At 69.2% G+C, this 18450-nt stretch carries 19 protein-coding genes; 14 read left to right on the top strand and 5 right to left on the bottom strand.

Going from position 1 to position 18450, the window contains the following annotated elements:
- Positions 1-90: 90 nt before the first annotated feature.
- Positions 91-2079 carry a PhoX family protein gene (locus FS845_RS18445; RefSeq protein WP_144637978.1) on the bottom strand — a complete coding sequence of 663 codons (1989 nt, stop codon included), beginning with the start codon at positions 2077-2079 and terminating at the stop codon, positions 91-93.
- A 289-nt stretch (positions 2080-2368) separates the two neighbouring features.
- Here FS845_RS18445 and mog point away from each other — a divergent pair, with 289 nt between their 5' ends.
- From mog to FS845_RS18430, 3 genes are all read left to right on the top strand, one after another.
- Positions 2369-3001 (top strand): molybdopterin adenylyltransferase, encoded by a 633-nt coding sequence (gene mog / locus FS845_RS18440; protein ID WP_144637976.1) that lies wholly within the window; start codon positions 2369-2371, stop codon positions 2999-3001.
- Between the two features lie 79 nt (positions 3002-3080).
- Entirely contained in the window at positions 3081-3419 is a 339-nt protein-coding gene (locus FS845_RS18435) for a hypothetical protein (protein ID WP_144637974.1), read from the top strand.
- Between the two features lie 8 nt (positions 3420-3427).
- A complete protein-coding gene (locus tag FS845_RS18430) occupies positions 3428-4300 on the top strand; it encodes a peptidoglycan DD-metalloendopeptidase family protein (protein ID WP_144637972.1) in 873 nt (290 codons plus the stop codon).
- Between the two features lie 22 nt (positions 4301-4322).
- Here the strand turns inward: FS845_RS18430 and FS845_RS18425 are convergent, their stop codons facing one another.
- From FS845_RS18425 to FS845_RS18415, 3 genes are all read right to left on the bottom strand, one after another.
- Positions 4323-4610, bottom strand: a complete 288-nt coding sequence (locus tag FS845_RS18425; RefSeq protein WP_144637970.1) for a hypothetical protein — start codon at positions 4608-4610, stop codon at positions 4323-4325.
- An 80-nt stretch (positions 4611-4690) separates the two neighbouring features.
- Positions 4691-4954: a translation initiation factor IF-1 gene (infA, locus tag FS845_RS18420; RefSeq protein ID WP_144637968.1), complete on the bottom strand. Its 264-nt coding sequence runs from the start codon at positions 4952-4954 to the stop codon at positions 4691-4693.
- A gap of 371 nt (positions 4955-5325) precedes the next feature.
- Positions 5326-5733, bottom strand: coding sequence for a GFA family protein (locus FS845_RS18415; protein ID WP_144637966.1), 408 nt, complete (start codon positions 5731-5733; stop codon positions 5326-5328).
- Between the two features lie 257 nt (positions 5734-5990).
- On the opposite strand from FS845_RS18415, the gene FS845_RS18410 reads away from it, so the two are divergent.
- Positions 5991-8051, top strand: coding sequence for a putative bifunctional diguanylate cyclase/phosphodiesterase (locus FS845_RS18410; RefSeq protein ID WP_144637964.1), 2061 nt, complete (start codon positions 5991-5993; stop codon positions 8049-8051).
- A gap of 130 nt (positions 8052-8181) precedes the next feature.
- Positions 8182-9246, top strand: a complete 1065-nt coding sequence (fba, locus tag FS845_RS18405; RefSeq protein WP_144637962.1) for a class II fructose-bisphosphate aldolase — start codon at positions 8182-8184, stop codon at positions 9244-9246.
- Between the two features lie 138 nt (positions 9247-9384).
- Here fba and FS845_RS18400 read toward each other — a convergent pair whose 3' ends face one another.
- Entirely contained in the window at positions 9385-9819 is a 435-nt protein-coding gene (locus tag FS845_RS18400; protein WP_144637960.1) for a GFA family protein, read from the bottom strand.
- A 210-nt stretch (positions 9820-10029) separates the two neighbouring features.
- Between FS845_RS18400 and FS845_RS18395 the strand changes: the two genes are divergently transcribed.
- From FS845_RS18395 to FS845_RS18360, 9 genes are all read left to right on the top strand, one after another.
- Positions 10030-10911 carry a phosphoribosylaminoimidazolesuccinocarboxamide synthase gene (locus FS845_RS18395; RefSeq protein ID WP_144637958.1) on the top strand — a complete coding sequence of 294 codons (882 nt, stop codon included), beginning with the start codon at positions 10030-10032 and terminating at the stop codon, positions 10909-10911.
- 189 nt (positions 10912-11100) lie between these two features.
- Positions 11101-11259 (top strand): hypothetical protein, encoded by a 159-nt coding sequence (locus tag FS845_RS26565; RefSeq protein ID WP_186332330.1) that lies wholly within the window; start codon positions 11101-11103, stop codon positions 11257-11259.
- Between the two features lie 9 nt (positions 11260-11268).
- A complete protein-coding gene (locus FS845_RS18390; protein WP_144637956.1) occupies positions 11269-11817 on the top strand; it encodes a disulfide bond formation protein B in 549 nt (182 codons plus the stop codon).
- A gap of 154 nt (positions 11818-11971) precedes the next feature.
- Positions 11972-12487 (top strand): 5-(carboxyamino)imidazole ribonucleotide mutase, encoded by a 516-nt coding sequence (purE, locus tag FS845_RS18385; protein WP_409929310.1) that lies wholly within the window; start codon positions 11972-11974, stop codon positions 12485-12487.
- On the top strand, positions 12484-13686 hold the full coding sequence (locus FS845_RS18380; protein ID WP_144637952.1) for a 5-(carboxyamino)imidazole ribonucleotide synthase: 1203 nt from the start codon (positions 12484-12486) through the stop codon (positions 13684-13686). Before purE ends, FS845_RS18380 begins: the two co-directional genes overlap by 4 nt.
- Positions 13687-13702: 16 nt before the next feature.
- On the top strand, positions 13703-14746 hold the full coding sequence (locus FS845_RS18375) for an L-threonylcarbamoyladenylate synthase (RefSeq protein WP_144637950.1): 1044 nt from the start codon (positions 13703-13705) through the stop codon (positions 14744-14746).
- A 182-nt stretch (positions 14747-14928) separates the two neighbouring features.
- Positions 14929-15951 (top strand): amino acid ABC transporter substrate-binding protein, encoded by a 1023-nt coding sequence (locus FS845_RS18370; RefSeq protein WP_144637948.1) that lies wholly within the window; start codon positions 14929-14931, stop codon positions 15949-15951.
- Between the two features lie 179 nt (positions 15952-16130).
- Positions 16131-17693, top strand: coding sequence for an acetolactate synthase large subunit (locus FS845_RS18365; protein WP_144637945.1), 1563 nt, complete (start codon positions 16131-16133; stop codon positions 17691-17693).
- 211 nt (positions 17694-17904) lie between these two features.
- Positions 17905-18348, top strand: coding sequence for a MaoC family dehydratase (locus FS845_RS18360; RefSeq protein WP_144637943.1), 444 nt, complete (start codon positions 17905-17907; stop codon positions 18346-18348).
- The last annotated feature ends 102 nt before the right edge of the window (positions 18349-18450 follow it).

Raw genomic sequence — 18450 nt, 5'->3', positions numbered from 1 at the left:
GACCTGGAGGAGGGGAGGCAGGTCGATGCGCGGCGGTTCGCGCCAGGGCCCGAAGGCGGGGCCGTCCTCCGGGGACGGCCTGGTCTTGATTTACTTCTTCTCGCGCATCGTCAGGCCGGTGACGTAGCCCACCGAGGCGCTGTAGCCGTCACGGTAGTTGGCGTTGATCAGCGGATCGAGAGTGCCCTTGACCACGTTGTGGATGCCGCCCCAGTCACCCGGGTGCTGGAAATTGCTCATGATGTACGTCCAGCCGTTGAGCTCGTCCACGGCGTGCAGGCCCGTCGATTCGGCACCGGCGGGCGTCGACAGCAGGCGCGACAGTTCCTTCGTGTCGACGTTGTACGCCCACAGGAAGTTGTTGACGTGGTTGCCGCTGTCTTCGCCGATGAACAGGGTGCGCAGCTTTTCCGAGAACTTCAGGTTGTCCGGGCTGGCGGGCAGTTCGGGATCGCAGGTGTTGCCCAGCGCGTCGGCCGGGATGTCCTTGCCGTACAGCAGCGTCGAGTAGGTGTGCGGCACCCATTCGCTGTTGATCGCGCCGCCGTCGGTATTGACCTGGCCGCCGCCCATCTTGCTGGCCATGATGCCGCCGGCGTTCAGCAGCGACACGGCCGGGCTGCCCGCCGGGTTGGCGGCGTTGCCGGCGACCATCGAGCTGTTGATGTTGGCCAGGGCCGAGTACAGGATCTTGTCCTTGGCGTTGACCGTGGTGCCTTCGTTCTTGCTCAGCCACATGCTGCCGCCGGCCAGCGAGGCGTAGCGGTGCGTTTCCAGGAACGCCGCCGCCTTGGTCATGCCCGGTTTGACGCGGATCCATTCCACCTTGCCCGAGTAGTTGATGCGGGTGTAGGTGGTGTCGCCCGGATCGGTGGCCGAACGGTCCATGATGTCGGCGAAACGCAGGCTGGACGCCATGCCGCGCACTTCTTCGCTGGTGGCATGGCCCAGCAGGACCCACTTCAGCGTGCCGGCGCCGGCGCCCTTGGCGGCGTCCGCGCCCGTGCCTTGCGTGAACTTGGCCACGTACAGCGAGCCGGCCGACAGGTCGGCAGCCTTGTCGGCCACGTACATGAACAGGCCGCCGTTGGTGGCGTCGTCGCCCATCAGCACGGTGCGCTGGTCGGGCATGACCTGCACCAGTTCGTGCGAGATGCGGCCCATGCCGTAGTGCTTGACGACCGAGCCCGTACCGTCGGGATGGACGGTGACTTCGGGCATGTGGCCGTACAGGTACGGGTTGGCGCGGGCGCCCGAGTTGGCGTAAAGGTTGTTGCCGAAGGCCTGCAGCTGGGCGTCGGTGGCCAGCGAGGCGTCGGGTTCGTACTCTTCGCTGGACAGGTGGGTGTTCCAGGGCGACAGGCTGGCGCCGCAGGGGATCCAGATGCCGTTGACCGACGAGGTGTCGACGTTGTGGTACTTGACCAGCGTCAGGGCGCCGGTGTCGGGGTTCTGGTCCAGGGTCAGCACGGCGTACGGCGCGGGCAGCTGGCCGTAGGTGCTGGCGCCGGCCAGGTTGGCCGTCGTGTATTCGAACTGCACCACCGCGAAGACGGTGTTGCCGCTGACGCCCGGCACCGTGGGATTGTCCAGCTTCAGCAGCGACGTGCCGTCCGGCGAGTCGGAGAAGAACTGGCGCTGCGTCGTGCCCGAGCGGTCGATGATGGGGTTGTTGTTGATGTCGTAGTAGCCGCCGGCCAGGATCGTGCCGCCGTTGCCGTCCGGCACCATGTCGCCGGTGTTGAAGAAGGTCTGGTAGCCCAGCTTGTACGTGACGGTGGTGCCGTCGTCGTAGGTCACTTCCATGGCCGAGTTGACCAGCGTGGTGGCCATGTCGGCGGGCTTGGCCAGCGACGGGGCTTCCATCTTCACGAACTTGGCCGACTTGAACTTGGCGCCGGGCGCAGGGGTGCCGGGGTCCGTGCCCGGACCCGTCGACGTGTCGTCGTCATCGTCGTCGCTGCCACCACAGGCGGCCAGCAGCACGGAGGAGCCCATGGCGGCGCCCAGGGGCAGCAGGGGCGCGCCCGACAGGAACTTGAGGGCGCGGCGGCGAGAGAGTTGGGTCTGGTCGGTCATTGTCTGGTCCGATGGCTGTTGTGGAGTTATCAAAAAAAGACGTCGCCAGCGTGCGCGGGCGACCGGTGGTGAACATCAAAGAAGGTGAAGAAAAGACAAACCGGGGCGCGCGAGGGCGGATCGCGAAACAAAAACTGACGAAATGATGAGAGGCAAAGATGAAAGCTGAATGACACCGGACAGTCAGATAGCGCGAACGTGTTGTCATCATGCTGTAGCATCCGAGGGGTCCGATGCCGCGCATACCGACCAGGCACGACGTGCCTTCCTCGATCCCTCTCTCGCCGCCATGACCGACGCCTGCCGCCTATTCCGCCGCCATCCCGACGAATTGCTCGTCGGCCTGGTCTCGATCTCCGATCGCGCTTCCACCGGCGTCTACCAGGACCAGGGACTGCCGGCCCTGCGCGAATGGCTGGACGGCGCGCTGGCCTCGCCGTGGCAGGGCGTCGAGCGCCTGATCCCGGACGACGCCGCCGGCATCTCCGCGGCGCTGGCCGAATTGGTGGACGTGTGCGGGTGCGACCTGGTGTTGACCACGGGCGGTACCGGCCCTGCGCGGCGCGACGTCACGCCGGAGGCCACGCTGGCGGTGGCCACGCGCGAGATGCCGGGCTTCGGCGAGCAGATGCGCCAGATCAGCCTGCGCTTCGTCCCCACGGCGATCCTGTCGCGCCAGGTGGCGGTGATCCGCGAGACGCCCGACCATGCCGCGCTGATCATCAACCTGCCGGGCCAGCCCAAGGCCATCCGCGAAACGCTGGAAGGCCTGCGCGGCGCCGAGGGGGAAGTGCTGGTGCCGGGCATCTTCGCGGCGGTGCCCTATTGCATCGACCTCATCGGCGGGCCGTATGCCGAGACCCGGCCCGAGGTGGTGCGCGCGTTCCGCCCCAAGTCCGCGCAGCGTCCGCCCGCCGCGTAGGCGCGGCGGCGATCCGCGCGGGGCGCGCCGCGCCGTGCGCTATAGTGGTCCGCACTTTTTCCAGAGACTTCCCATACCCATGAAAATCCGTATCGCCGCCATGCTGGCGCTGGGCCTGGCCGCCGCCGGCTGCGCCAGCGTAGATTCCGTCAGCAGCCTCGATCCCTCGTTCTTCGGCACGTCCCAGCGCAGCGCGAAGGACTACAGCGAATGCGTCGCCGAGGCCTGGAAGGGCCAGGGCTTCGAGGTGCAGACCGCGCCCATCCAGGACGGCTTCCGGGTGTCGGGCAGCAGCAGCATCAGCGTGGAAGGCGTGCTGTCGGTGATCACGTACCGCGGCAAGACGGACATCAAGATGTCGACCCGGCTGCCGTCGCGCGGCCAGTCCATGATCGAGGCGGCCAACCTGTGCATGTGACGCGCGCAATGAAGCCGCGCGGCGCGTGGCTGCGCGGCCTGCGGGCTGCGGCGCTGGGGCTGGCGGCGCTGGCGGCGGCCGCCACGGCGCAGGCCCAGGGCTACATCGGCCGCAAGCTCAATGCTCCGGTGCCGGGCGGCGTGGCCGTGATCGCGCTGGGCGAGGGCGCGCAGGCGCCGCAGGCCAGTTTCGGCGGCCACCGCGTGCTGGTAGTGCGCGAGGACGGCAGGCAATGGATCGCCATCGTCGGCATTCCGCTGGATGCCGCGCCGGGCCAGGCGGTGCTGCAGGTGCGCGACGCCGCCGGCGCACGCGACGTGCCGTTCGCCGTGGGCAGCAAGGAATACGTGGCGCAGCACATCACGCTGAAGAACAAGCGCCAGGTGTCGCCCGATCCGGAAGACCTGCGGCGCATCGAGCGCGAGCTGAAGGAACAGACTTCGGCCTACGCCGTCTATCGCGCCGACGTCACGCCCAGCAACGTGGTGCTGGACCGCCCGGTGGCGGGCGGCCGCCTGTCCAGCCCGTTCGGGCTGCGCCGGTTCTTCAACGGCGAGCCGCGCAATCCGCATTCGGGCCTGGACTTCGCGGTGCCCGCGGGCACGCCGGTCTCCGCGCCGGCCGCGGGGCGCGTGGTGCTGGTGGGGGATTATTTCTTCAACGGCAAGACGGTGTTCGTCGACCATGGCCAGGGCATGATCAGCATGTTCTGCCATCTGTCGGCGATCGACGTGAAGGTGGGCGACGAGCTGGCGCGCGGCGCCCCGGTGGGCAAGGTGGGCGCCACCGGACGGGCCACCGGCCCGCATCTTCACTGGAATGTCAGCCTGAACAACGTGCGCGTCGACCCGGCCATCTTCATCGGGGCGTTCAAGCCCTGACGCACCGCGGCGCCTGCCCGAATCAGGCGGCGCCGGCCTTGCGCGCCTGCTCGACCACCGTTTGATACTGGCGTTCCGCGTGCTGCAGCTGGTGTTTTTCGTATTGGTGGATGCGCTGCTGCTCGTCGATGCAGTTGTCGTACTTGACCAGGGCCTGCGCGTAGGTCAGGCCGGTATTGCGCAGGCTGTGGATGAAAGCCGTTCGGGAGCGGCGCAGCATGAGCAGGCCTCTCTCGCCGCGCTCGAATGCGCGGCGGGCCTTATGCAGGCGGTCCGCCGCCTGGCGCAATGCGTCGCTGTTTTCTGACATGAGCCGATCTGGAAAGGCGGGGCCGACACCGCGCGGGATGCCCGCGGCGGCCGCGCGGATTTTACCCCGCCTTCACGCGATCAGCGGCGGTACTGGGGACGGCCGGCGGGCGCGGGACCGCGCTCGTCCTTGTGACGGAAGTTGATGCGGCCCTTGGTCAGGTCGTAGGGCGACATCTCGAGGGTGACGCGGTCGCCCGCCAGGATGCGGATGCGGTGCTTGCGGATGCGGCCGGAGGCATAGGCGCCCACTTCGATACCGTTGTCCAGCTTGACGCGGTAGCGGCTGTCGGGCAGCACTTCGTCGACGATGCCGTCCAGTTCGATCAGTTCTTCTTTCGCCATGATGACTCCTTGTTTGTGATTCGCGGGTGCCGCGCGAGCGCGGCGGTACGCCTGATGCCCAGGCGGTCGGCCGGCCGCGGACGCGCAGGGGCGTGGCGAACCGGCTCGGGTACGGGTCATGGCCCTGGAAAGGGGAGGGACGGGTACGCTGGCCGCTAGGGCAGTGTGCGCCAGAGGCGCGGCTTGGTCGCGACGGTTGCCTATGCAAGGCGCCCCGCCGGAAGAAGCGTGGGTTTTTCTTGTTGAACGGAGCCGGGCAGCGCCGGCGGCGGACATGCAAGAGACAGAAAGCTTCGCTATGTGCATCCGCCATTTCAATAGCGGACGTTACTCGGGCAGAAAATAACTATAACTGATTACAAGGGTTTTTGCTAGTATCCGGTGTCCTGGCCCTCGGGGTGCCGGGGCAGGCCGTCGGTAATGTCGTGCCAGGGGGCCTTGCTGCCGACGTGCACGTGGCGCTCGGGCTTGATGCCGGGGTCGTCGTCCAGCGCGCCCAGGGGCAGGCCATACACCTCGGGCATCTGGTCGAAGCGGCTGAGCAGGGGCGTGCCGCACGCGCTGCAGAACCCGCGGTAGTTGCCCGGCGACGAGGCGTACCAGGTGATCTGGTTCTCGCCGCGGGTCCAGGCGAAATCCTGGGCCTGCACCGTGGCGCGGGACCGGAAGGCTGCCCCATGGGTCTTGCGGCACATGCCGCAGTGGCAGTTCAGGGCATCGGTGAGGGGGCCGTTCACCGTGTACGCGACGCGGCCGCAGAGGCAGGAACCTTGAAGCATGGCAGTCCGGAAGTGGCAGGATTCCCAGAATATATACCTGCCGATGGTAACGGTTCCCCATTGGGCGCAACCCCGGCTACAATTGTTCCGTTTTTTTTACATATGGCTACCACGACGGAGCCAAGGCAAAAGCGCCCGGGACCCAATCCGCCCGGGGACCGACTGCACACGGATGCCATCGCCTCAACGCATGCTGTCTGCAGATTGACGACCCAGAACCGGTTCAGCGAGCCGGGTACAGGCGGGATGTCGGAACGATGTTGAACGGCAGCTACGACTTGGCAACGGTGGCCGTGTCCATTCTGGTCGCGGTCTTTGCCGCCTTGACTTCCTTTGAGCTCGCAAGCCGTATCGACAGCGCGCAGGGCGCCGCCGGCCGCTATTGGCTCGCGGGCAGCGGGTTCGTGCTCGGCCTGGGCATCTGGTCCATGCATTTCATCGGGATGCTGGCGTTCAGCCTGCCCATCCCCATCGGTTACGACGTCACCCACACCGCGGTCTCGCTGCTGATCGCCGTGGCCGGCGCCGCGCTGGCCCTGCGCATCGCCTGTCGCGCGAAGTTGTCCGGCGGCATGCTGGCGCTGGGCGCGCTGTTGATGGGCGGCGCGGTGCTGGGCATGCACTTCATGGGCATGGCCGCCATGCGCATGTCTCCCGGCATCGCCTACCTGCCATCCCGCCTGGCGGCGGCGGCCGCCATCTCGGTCGGCTGTTCCGCGCTGGCGCTGTGGATGGCGCACTGGGTGCGCCGCCAGGCGCGGCAGAAGCTGCGCTACCGGCTGGCGGCCGCGTCCGTCATGGCGGCCGCGGTGTGCGGCATGCACTACATGGGCATGAGCGCGGCCATGTTCCCGGCCGGCAGCGTCTGCCTGGCGGCCGAGAACGGCCTGTCGGCGCAGTGGCTGGCGGCGGCCGTGGCGGTGGTCACGACCTGCATCGTGGCGATGGCGCTGGTGGTGGCGGTGCTGGACGCGCGGCTCGAGTCGCGCACCGCGGTGCTGGCCCGCTCGCTGGCCGGCGCCAACGAGGAACTGCTGCGGCTGGCCCTGCACGACAACCTGACCAAGCTGCCCAACCGCATCCTGCTCGAGCAGCAGGTGAAGCAGGCCATCGAGACCGCGCGCCGCGGCAACGGTACCTTCGCGCTGCTGTTCCTCGACCTGGACGGTTTCAAGGCGGTCAACGATGCCTACGGGCACCACACCGGCGACGCCCTGCTGGTCGAGCTGGCCGGGCGCATCCGGCGCCAGTTGCGCGGCGCGGACACCGCGGCCAGGCTGGGCGGCGACGAGTTCGTGGTGCTCAGCGAAGTGACCGAGCCCAACGATGCCGCCTCCGTGGCCGCGCGCCTGATCAAGGTGCTGTCGCGGCCCGTCACCGTGGTGGGGCATCGTGTCGCGGTCTCGGCCAGCGCCGGCATCGCGCTGTATCCCGCCAACGGCGACAGCCCGCGCACGCTGATGCGCAACGCGGACGCGGCCATGTACCACGCCAAGCGCATGGGCCGGGCGCGCTTCAGCTATTTCGAGCCCTCCATGAACAGCAACGCGCAGGAACAGCTGCGCATGCTGCAGGACCTGCGCCAGGCGCGGGCGCGCAAGCAACTGGTGCTGCACTACCAGCCCAAGTTCCGGCCCGACGGCGAGATCATGGGCGCCGAGGCGCTGATCCGCTGGCTGCATCCCGAGAAGGGCCTGATCCCGCCCGACCGCTTCATCCCTTTGGCGGAGCGCTCGCGGCTGATCGTGTCCATCGGCGAGTGGGTGCTGGACGAGGCCTGCCGCCAATTGCACGAATGGCACGAGGCCGGTCACCACGGCTGGACCATGTCGGTCAACCTGTCCACCGCGCAGTTCGTGCACGAGGGCCTGTACGAGCTGGTGCGCCAGGCGCTGGAACGCCACGCGCTGCCGCCGCGCAGCCTGATCCTGGAGATCACCGAGTCCACCGCCATGCGCGACGCCGAGACCACGCTGGCGCTGCTGCGCCGGCTGGTCGATCTGGGCGTGCGTATCTCCATCGACGACTTCGGCAGCGGCTATTCCAGCCTGCTGTACCTGAAGCGCCTGCCGGCCACCGAACTGAAGATCGGCCGCGGCTTCGTCCGCCAGCTGCAGGGCGACACCGAGGACGCAGCGGTGGTGTCCGCCATCGTCGCGCTTGGCCAGAAGCTCAAGCTCAAGGTGGCGGCCGAGGGCGTCGAGACCGCCGAGCAGCAGTCCTTCCTGGCCGGCCTGGGCTGCGATTCGCTGCAGGGCTTCCTGCTGGGCAAGCCGATGCCGCCCGAGCAGTTCGAAACCAGCGTGGGGCGGGTCTGAGCCTGCCCGCGGGCCGGCGCGCGCCGCCGGGTCCTGCAACGGATACTCACAAGAGCCGTTCCGCATTCCCGTAGAATCGCGCTATTCAGCACCAATTCAATCCCATAACACACGTCTCCAGGAGTCTTCCATGGCCCTCGTTTCCATGCGCCAGCTGCTCGACCACGCGGCCGAGAACGGCTACGGCATCCCCGCCTTCAACGTCAACAACCTGGAACAGGTCCAGGCCATCATGGAAGCCGCTGCCGAAACCGACAGCCCGGTGATCATGCAAGCCTCGGCCGGCGCGCGCAAATACGCGGGCGAGGGCTTCCTGAAGTACCTGATCCAGGCCGCGGTCGAATCCTATCCGCACATCCCCGTCGTCATGCACCAGGACCACGGCCAGTCGCCGAAGATCTGTCAGGGCGCCATCGACCTGGGCTTCTCCAGCGTCATGATGGACGGCTCGCTGAAGGAAGACGGCAAGACCATCGCCGACTACGACTACAACGTCGACGTCACCCGCAAGGTGGTCGACATGGCGCACAAGCTGGGCGTCACGGTCGAGGGAGAACTGGGCTGCCTGGGCTCGCTGGAAACCATGCAGGGCGACAAGGAAGACGGCCACGGCGCCGACGGCAAGCTCACCATGGACCAGCTGCTGACCGACCCCGAGCAGGCCGCCGACTTCGTGCGCCGCACGCAGCTCGACGCCCTGGCCATCGCCATCGGCACCAGCCACGGCGCCTACAAGTTCACGCGCAAGCCCACCGGCGACATCCTGTCGATCTCGCGCATCAAGGAAATCCACGCCCGCCTGCCCAACACCCACCTGGTGATGCACGGCAGCTCCAGCGTGCCGCAGGACCTGCTGGCCGAGATCCGCGAATTCGGCGGCGACATGAAGGAAACCTACGGCGTGCCCGTCGAGGAAATCCAGGAAGCCATCAAGTTCGGCGTGCGCAAGATCAACATCGACACCGACATCCGCCTGGCCATGACCGGCGCGATCCGCCGTTTCATGGGCGAGAACCCCTCGAAGTTCGACCCGCGCGAATACCTGAAGCCCGCCCGCACGGCGGCCAAGGCGATCTGCGTGCAGCGCTACCAGGAATTCGGCACGGCCGGCAATGCCAGCAAGATCAAGGCGGTGCCGCTGGACGAAATGGCCCAGCGCTACGCCGCCGGCAAGCTGGAACAGGTCGTGCAATAAGGCAGCCGGCCGCGTCGCGGCCCCTTGTCCGGACGAGGCCCCGCAAGGGGCCTTTTCTTTGCGTGTGCCGGACGCGGCCGCTTGCACGCGCGGGTCGCGGGAAGCCGCGCCCCGGCGGGCAACGCGGCGCACGAGGCGCTAGACGGGCGCGTTGCCGGGAAACGCCGGCGCGTCGTCGGCCACGTGATGCCAGGACGGCGCCGAGGCCGTCCACAGGCTGACGCGCGGCCGGAAGGCCTCCGGATCGTCCAGAGAGCCGGCGCGCACGACGGCGTAGGGCACGCCGTCCGAGCTGCCGAACAGCGGCGTGCCGCAGTCCGGGCAGAAGCTGCGCATCACCTCGCGTCCCGATCCGCCCGCGTAGCGGTATTGCCGCGGCTGGCCCTGCGAGACGCGAATGGCGTCCGCGGGCACGATCAGGGCGTGGGCGGGCGCGCCGCCGCTGGAATACTGGCAATCCCGGCAATGGCAGGTGGCGGCCGTGATGGGGCCGGCCGACAGGGCATAGCGCACGGCGCCGCATTGGCAGCCGCCCGTCAGCGGGGCGTCGGCGCCGCTCGTGGTTTCTTGCATGGATGTCTCCGGTGTTTTCCACATGCGGCGCGCCGTGTGGCGGCGCCGTTGGCCGCAGTGTAGCCAACCGGCCGCGCGGGCTGCCGGGGTTTTGCAGTAACCTATGCGTCTTGCGCGCGCGGGCCCGCCGCCGGCCCGCGATCCCTGATTCTTCCTGACTCCCGCTTCGGGCCGCCCGAGCGGGAATCGTCTTTTCTGCCAGGCCCCACCGTGACCTCCGCTCTGCATCAATCTTCCATCAAGTCCTTGCCGCTGCTGGGTCGCGGCAAGGTGCGCGACATGTACGCCGTGGGCGACGACAAGCTGCTGATCGTCGCGTCCGACCGCATCTCGGCGTTCGACGTGATCCTCGACGATCCCATCCCCGGCAAGGGCCAGGTGCTGACCGAGCTGACCGAGTTCTGGCTGAAGAAGCTCGCGCACGTGCTGCCCAACCACTCCACGGGCGTCGCGCCCGAGGACGTGGTGGCGCCCGACGAACTCGACCAGGTGCGTGGCCGCGCCGTGGTGGTCAAGCGCCTGAAGCCCGTGCTGGTCGAGGCCGTGGCGCGCGGCTACCTCATCGGATCGGGCTGGAAGGACTACCAGGCCACCGGTTCGGTGTGCGGCATCGCGCTGCCCGCCGGCCTGCAACAGGCCGACAAGCTGCCCGAGCCCATCTTCACGCCGGCGGCCAAGGCCGAGTTCGGCATGCACGACGAGAACGTCGATTTCGCCCACGTCGTGGCCGAGGTGGGCCAGGAGATGGCCGAGCGTATCCGCGACGTCACGCTGCGCCTGTACGCCGAGGCCGCCGCCTTCGCGGCCACCAAGGGCATCATCATCGCCGACACCAAGTTCGAGTTCGGCCTGGACGAGGACGGCACGCTGTACCTGATGGACGAGGTGCTGACCCCCGATTCGTCGCGCTTCTGGCCCGCCGACGGCTACCGCGTGGGCATCAGCCCGCCGTCGTTCGACAAGCAGTTCGTGCGCGACTGGCTCGAGACCCAGACGTGGGACAAGACCCCGCCCGCCCCGCGCCTGCCGGCCGACGTGCTGGAAAAGACCGCCGCCAAGTACCGCGAAGCGCTCGATCGCCTGACGGCCTGAATGGCCTGACGGACAGCAGGGCGCCGGTTTCGGCGCCCTTTGTTTTTCCGGCCCGCGATCGATTGATTGCCTGCCATGGCCCGCCGCGACCGGGGATGATCGCATTCACACGAAATTCATAGCCTGCGCGTTGCGTTCATTTCCAGTTGTTACCTATACTTTCGTCCCGTCATCTTCACGGAGCGAGAAATGGGTTTGATGTTGCCGTTCATCGTTGGCGCGGCGGCCGTGTGGTACGGCATGCTGGGCAGACGGCCCGCCTGTTTCCTGCTGTGGCTGGCCGCGCTGATCCTGTTCGGGGTCGCGGCCTATCCCTACGTGGCGGCGCCGCTGCCCTTCGTGCTGTAGGGGACGGACATGCTCTTCGTGCACAACGCGGGCGGCCGGTCGCGCATGGGCAGCTCGCTGGCGCTGCTGCTGGTGTCCGGCTCCCTCGTGCTGGCCCTGGCCTGGCAGGTGCTGCATCCGGCCCCGTCGTGTCCCCCGTGCCTGCTGCAGCGCGGCGCGCTGGTGCTGGCGGGCATGGGGCTGCTGCTGAACGTGCGGCTGGGTCCTTCGCCGATGCACTATTCCATGGTCATCCTGTCGTCGCTGGCCGGCTTCGGGCTGGCGGCCTGGCAGATCCTGCAGCAGGTCATGCCCGGCGCTGCCGTGTCCACCGACACCTTGCTGGGCCTGCGTTGGCCCACGTGGTCGGCGGCGGCCTTCCTGGCGCTGGTGCTGTTCTCGCTGCTGATGCTGATCGTCGACCGCAAGTGGGGCGACAACGCGCTCAAGCGTCCCGTCGGCCTGCCCGGCATGATCGTCATGGGGCTGTTCCTGGCCGCGGTGGTTGCAGGCCTGGCGGGCGCGGTCCTGCAATGCGGCGTGGGCGCCTGCCCGGTGCCGCGCGTGGCGGGCACCTAGCGCGCCGCGAGACCAGGCGCGCGCCGCCGGCGCGACGTGGACGCACGTGAGCGGACACTGGCTCGCTTGGCGGTAAAATCCAGGGTTTCCCCAGCAAATCGGGCCTGGCTTGCCAGTTTCCCCGCGAATTCACACAACGGTTATGACTGCCTCAATGCCAAACTCGTCTCCGGATAAGCCGCTGGTCGGCGTGATCATGGGTTCCTCCAGCGACTGGGACGTCATGCAGAACGCGGTGGCCATGCTCGAGGACTTCGGCGTCGCATACGAGGCGCGCGTCATCTCCGCGCATCGCATGCCCCAGGACATGGCCGACTATGGCGCCAGCGCGCGCTCGCGCGGCCTGCGCGCCATCATCGCGGGCGCCGGCGGCGCCGCGCACCTGCCGGGCATGATGGCGGCCCTGACCGAAGTGCCGGTGTTCGGCGTGCCGGTGCCGTCCAAGTACCTGCGCGGCGAGGACTCGCTGTTGTCCATCGTGCAGATGCCCAAGGGCGTGCCGGTGGCCACCTTCGCCATCGGCGAGGCCGGCGCGGCCAACGCCGCGCTGCATGCCATCGCCAATTTGGCCACGACCGACGACGCGCTGCGCAGCAAGCTGGTGGCCTTCCGCGCCCGCCAGACCGACGCCGCGCGCGCGATGGCGCTGCCCGCCGGAGGCAAGGCATGAGCGAGACGAGCCGCAGCGAATCCGCGCACGCCGTGACGCCCATCCCGCCCGGCAGCTGGCTGGGCCTGCTGGGCGGCGGCCAGCTGGGCCGCATGTTCTGTCATGCCGCGCAAAGCATGGGCTACAGGGTCGCCGTGCTGGACCCGGCCGCCGACGGCCCGGCCGCCATGGTGGCCGATCGCCACATCCTGGCCGCCTACGACGATCCCGATGGCCTGGCCGAACTGGCCGGGCTGTGCCGCGCCGTCACCACCGAATTCGAGAACGTGCCCTCGGACAGCATGCACGCGCTGTCGGCGCGCTGCCGCGTCAGCCCGGCCGCGCAGGCCGTGGCCATCGTGCAGGACCGCATCGCCGAGAAGGCCTTCATCGCCGCGCAGGGCATCGCCGTGGCGCCGCATGCGGCCATCCGCAGCGCGGCCGAACTGCGCGCCGCGCCGGCCACCCTGTTCCCCGGCATCCTGAAGGTGGCCCGCCTGGGCTACGACGGCAAGGGCCAGGCGCGCGTGGCCACGCTGGACGAGGCGCTCGAGGCCTTCGCCGGCTTCGGCGGCGTGCCCTGCGTGCTCGAAGCCCTGATGCCGCTCGACTACGAGATCTCGGTGGTGCTGGCGCGCGGCTTCGACGACGCCGACGTGGTCTTTCCCGTGGCACGCAACGTGCACCGCGACGGCATCCTGGCGGTGTCCACCGTGGCCGACACCTCGTCGCATGCGCAGTACTACGACGCCGCCACGCACGCGGCGCGCACCATCGCGCGCGGCCTCGGCTACTATGGCGTGCTGTGCGTCGAGTTCTTCGTGCTGACCGACGGCAACCTGGTGGTCAACGAGATCGCGCCGCGCCCGCACAACAGCGGCCACTACACGATGAATGCGTGCGTCACCAGCCAGTTCGAGCAGCAGGCGCGCGCCATGGCCGGCCTGCCGCTGGGCAGCACGCGCCTGCTGGCGCCCGCCGTCATGCTGAACATCCTGGGCGACGTCTGGTTCGAAGAGGGCGCAGCCGCGCCGCGCGAACCCGACTGGGCCGCCGCGCTGGCCGCCGCGCCCAACGCCAAGCTGCACCTGTACGGAAAGCGCGAGGCACGCCGTGGCCGCAAGATGGGCCACATCAACCTGGTGGGCGAGACGCTGGACGAGGCGCGCGCCGCCGCCGCCCGCGTGGCCGCTGTGCTGGGCATGGCGGCGCCGGAATGACGCCGCTCTTGCGCCCATGACCCGGCAAGACTTCCCGCCCGCCGACGCCATCGAGGCGGCGGCGCGGCGCCTGCTCGACGGCGGCCTGGCGGCGTTTCCCACCGAGACCGTCTACGGGCTGGGCGCCGACGCCGAAAACGCGGCGGCGGTGGCCGGCATCTATGCGGCCAAGGGCCGGCCGTCCAACCATCCCGTCATCGTGCACATCGCGCCCGACGGCGACGTGGGCTACTGGGCGGCCGAGGTGCCGCCGGAGGCCCGGCTGCTGATGCAGGCGTTCTGGCCGGGTCCGCTCACCCTGATTCTCAAGCGCGCCGCGCACGTCGGCGCCTGGGTCACCGGCGGGCAGGACAGCGTCGGCCTGCGCTGCCCGTCGCATCCCGTGGCGCAAGCGCTGCTGGCCGCCTTCGCGCGCGGCAAGCCGAACGGGCAGGGCGGTCTGGCGGGCCCCTCGGCCAACAAGTTCGGGCAGGTCTCGCCGACCCGCGCCGAGCACGTGCGCGCCGAATTTCCCGACGAAGTGGCGGAAGGCATGCCGGTGCTGGACGGCGGCGCCGCCGAGGTCGGCATCGAATCCACCATCGTCGACCTGTCGCGCCTGGACCAGGGCGTGGGGCCCGTGCTGCTGCGTCCCGGCCACGTCAGCGCGGCGCAGATCGCCGCCGTGCTGGGCCGCCCGGTGTCGCGTCCCGACGCGGCCGCGCCGCGCGCCTCGGGCACGCTCAAGGCGCATTACGCGCCGCACACGCCGCTCGAACTGATCGACGACGCCCGCCTGGCCCAGGCGCTGGCCGGCACGGGTCTGCCCGCGGGCCGCGTGGCGTTGGTGGCCTACGCCGACGCGCCGCGCGCCACCGCGGCCAACGTGCAGTGGCATGCGGTGCCGAACGATCCGGCCCGCTACGCCCAGGCGCTGTACGCCAGCCTGCGCGACCTGGACGGCCAGGGCTATGCGCGCATCCTGCTGCAGGCGCCGCCGCGCTCCCCCGAATGGGACGCCGTCAACGATCGCATCGGCCGCGCGGCCGCCGCGTTCAGCCTGGAAACGACCGGGCTGTAGGAAGCGCGCCGAAGCACGCGGGCCGAGACGCCGCCCGCGCTTCCCGATGCGGGTAGCCGCGCATTGCGGCGCTGATTCAACCGGCGTAATCTCGCCGGTCGTCCGACACCTCGGATGTACCAGACGTTGCCGCCGCCCCATCCGGGCGGCCGCGGCGTATCCATATTCAGGAGATCAGTGCTATGAAGCGGCAAATTGCCATGGTGGTGGGGGCTATCGCGCTGGCTTGCGGCGCCCAGGCGGCGCATGCGGGGCCGACGCTCGATGCGGTCAAGAAGAAGGGTTTCGTGCAGTGCGGCCTGACAGACGGCGTGTCCGGTTTCAGTTCGGTCGACAGCAAGGGCGTGTGGTCGGGCATGGACGTGGACATCTGCCGCGCCGTGTCGGCCGCCGTGTTCGGCGATGCGCAGAAATTCAAGGGCCTGGCGCTGTCCACCCAGCAACGCTTCACCGCGCTGCAGTCGGGCGAGGTCGACGTGCTGCTGCGCACCGTCACCCTGACCCAGACGCGCGACACTTCGCTGGGCCTGTCGGCCGTGGCGGTCAGCTTCTACGACGGCCAGGGCATCCTGGTGCGCAAGTCCCTGGGCGTCAAGAGCGCCAAGGAACTGGACGGCGCCACGGTCTGCGTGCAGCCGGGCACCACCACCGAGCTGAACCTGTCCGACTGGTTCCGCGCCAACAACATCAAGTTCACGCCGGTCGTGATCGACAAGGTCTCGGAAGTCGTGCGCGCATTCGAATCGGGCCGCTGCGACGCCTTCACCGACGACGCCTCGCAACTGGCCGCCGTGCGCGCCACGCAGGTGTCCAAGCCCGACGACTACGAGATCCTGCCCGAGCGCTTCTCGAAGGAACCCCTGGGCCCCATGGTGCGCCAGGGCGACGAGAACTGGCTGGGCATCGTGCGCTGGACCCTGTTCGCGCTGATGGAAGCCGAGGAATACGGCATCACGCAGAAGAACGTCGACGAGATGTTGAAGAGCAACAATCCCAACGTGCTGCGCATCCTGGGCGTGACGCCGGGCGCCGGCAAGAACATGGGGCTGGACGAGAAGTGGGCGTACAACGCCATCAAGGCGGTGGGCAACTACGGCGAGATCTTCGAACGCAACGTCGGCAAGGACAGCAAGCTGGCCCTGTCGCGCGGCGTGAACGCGCTGTGGAACAAGGGCGGCGCGATGTACCCGTGGCCGGTCCGTTGATCTGAGTGTTTACCCGGACGGGGCGCGCGCCGCCCCGGCCGGCGCGCGTGCGCCCGGGAATGGTTCCATCTCCCGCGCCTTCAATGGTTCCATCGCGCGGAGCCGTCTATCCCTATCATCGTCGCACGCCCTCCGCGGTCCGTGGCCGCGGTGTCCCTTTCCCTTCTCCACGCATCCCCATGAACGGCGCCGACAGCCTCTGCGACACCCTGCTTGCCAACGACATCGACGTCTGCTTCGCCAATCCCGGCACGTCGGAAATGCACTTCGTCGCCGCGCTCGACCGCAAGCCGCGCATGCGCTGCGTGCTGGGCCTGTTCGAGGGCGTGGTCACGGGCGCGGCCGACGGCTACGCGCGGATGGCCGACAAGCCCGCGGCCACGCTGCTGCACCTGGGCCCGGGCCTGGGCAACGGCCTGGCCAACCTGCACAACGCCAAGCGGGCGCGCACGCCCATGGTGAACGTGGTGGGCGATCACGCGACCTATCATGTACAGTACGACGCGCCGCTGACCAGCGACGTCGAGGCCGTCGCGCGGCCGATGTCGCACTGGGTCGGCCGCATCGCCGACGCGGCGTCCCTGTCGGCCCGGGCGGGCGAGGCGATCCGCGTGGCACGCCGCGCGCCAGGCAACATCGCCACCCTGATCCTGCCGGCCGACGCGGCCTGGACCGAGCTGCCCGACGATACGCCGGCGCCCGTCGCCGTACCGCGCGACACGCCGCAAGCGCCCGACGCGCAGGCCATCCGCGCCGCCGCCGACGCCATCCGAAGCGGCCGTACGTCCATGCTGCTGTTGGGCGGCGACGCGCTGCGCGGCCGCGCGCTGGCCGCGGCGGGCCGCATCGCGCAGGCCACCGGCGTGCGCGTGGCCTGCGAGACCACCAATCGCCGCGCCGAGCGCGGCATCACCCGCACGCCGCTGGCGCGCCTGCCCTATCCGGTGGACATGGCGGTCGCGTTCCTGAGCGGCGTGCAGAACCTGGTGCTGGCGGGCGCCAGCCGGCCCGTGGCGTTCTTCGCCTATCCCGGCAAGCCCAGCCTGACGGCGCCGGAGGATTGCGACATCCTCACCCTGGCCGATGCCGGCCAGGACCTGCACCACGCCCTGGAATGGCTGGCCGACGAACTGGGCATCGCGCCCGATGCGCCGCAGGCCCAGGGCCCTGCCATCGACACCAGCGATGTGCCGCGCACCGGCAAGCTGACCGGCGCCGCGCTGAACCGCATCACCGCGCACCTGCTGCCCGAGCACGCCATCGTGTGCGACGAGTCCATCACGCAGGGCCGGGAGTTCGGCAACTTCGCGCTGTCGGCGCGTCCGCACGACTGGCTGCAACTGACCGGCGGCGCCATCGGCATCGGCCTGCCGATGGCCGTGGGCGCGGCCATCGCCTGCCCTGACCGCAAGGTCGTCACGCTGCAGGCCGACGGCAGCGGCATGTACACGGTGCAGGCGCTGTGGACGCAGGCCCGCGAGCAGCTGGACTGCGTCACGGTGGTCTACGCCAATCGCACCTACGCCACCCTGCATGGCGAGATGAAGAACGTGGGCGTGCAGCAGATGGGCGAAAACGCGCGCCGCATGCTGGACCTGGACAAGCCCGATCTGGACTGGGTGCACCTGGCGCGCGGCATGGGGGTCGAGGCGGTGCGCGTGGATACCGTCGAAGGCTATGCGCGCGCGCTGCAGGACGCGTTCAGCCGCAAGGGACCGTACCTGATCGAGGCGCTGATCTGAACGTCCGCGCGACGATGGCGGTGCCGCACCCGCGCCTCGAGGCGGCTCAGCATTCCAAGCGTGGGATACCCGCGTCCGCTGGCCGCAACACCGCCCATGCGGCCATCCGCATATTGGTCTATGCTTGATTTTGCTGCGCTGCAACGTAGCCCGGTCCCGCGCCATTCTTTCATACGAGCGCGGGCCGCATGACCAACGAGGAAGGACAGTAATGAAATTCGCCGAATTGCGCGAAGGCATGGTAATCAAGGGCGGCCCGTTGAAGGTCACCGAGGCCGACGTCCTGGAGTTCGCCCGCAAGTTCGATCCGCAGTGGTTCCACACCGACGTCGAGCGGGCCAAGGAAGGACGCTGGGGCGGACTGATCGCCAGCGGGTGGCACACCTGCGCGCTGGCCATGCGCATGGCCGTGGACAGCATCCTGCACGACTCGGAATCGTTCGGCTCGCCCGGCCTGGGCGAGGTGCGCTGGCGCGTGCCCGTGCGGCCGGGCGACGAACTGCGCCTGGAGGCCCGCGTGCATGCCGCGCGCACCTCGTCGTCGCGCGCCGACCTGGGCATCATCAACTGGGGCTGGGTCATCTACAACCAGCACAACGAAGCCGTGCTGGAGCTGGACGCCACCAGCCTGTTCGACCTGGGCGGCGGAAACTAGGCCCTTCCGGCCGGATACGCGGCCAGCCGCTCCGACAGGGCCCGGCACGGCCGGCGCTTCCTGCCGCCGTGATCCCGCCAGCGCGGCACGAACCGGCGCGCC

This window comes from Bordetella genomosp. 13 (assembly GCF_007679965.1).
In the GTDB taxonomy this organism is placed as follows: domain Bacteria; phylum Pseudomonadota; class Gammaproteobacteria; order Burkholderiales; family Burkholderiaceae_B; genus Bordetella.
Note: the sequence above shows the minus strand (reverse complement) of the source record. Positions and strands in the feature narration are given on the sequence as shown.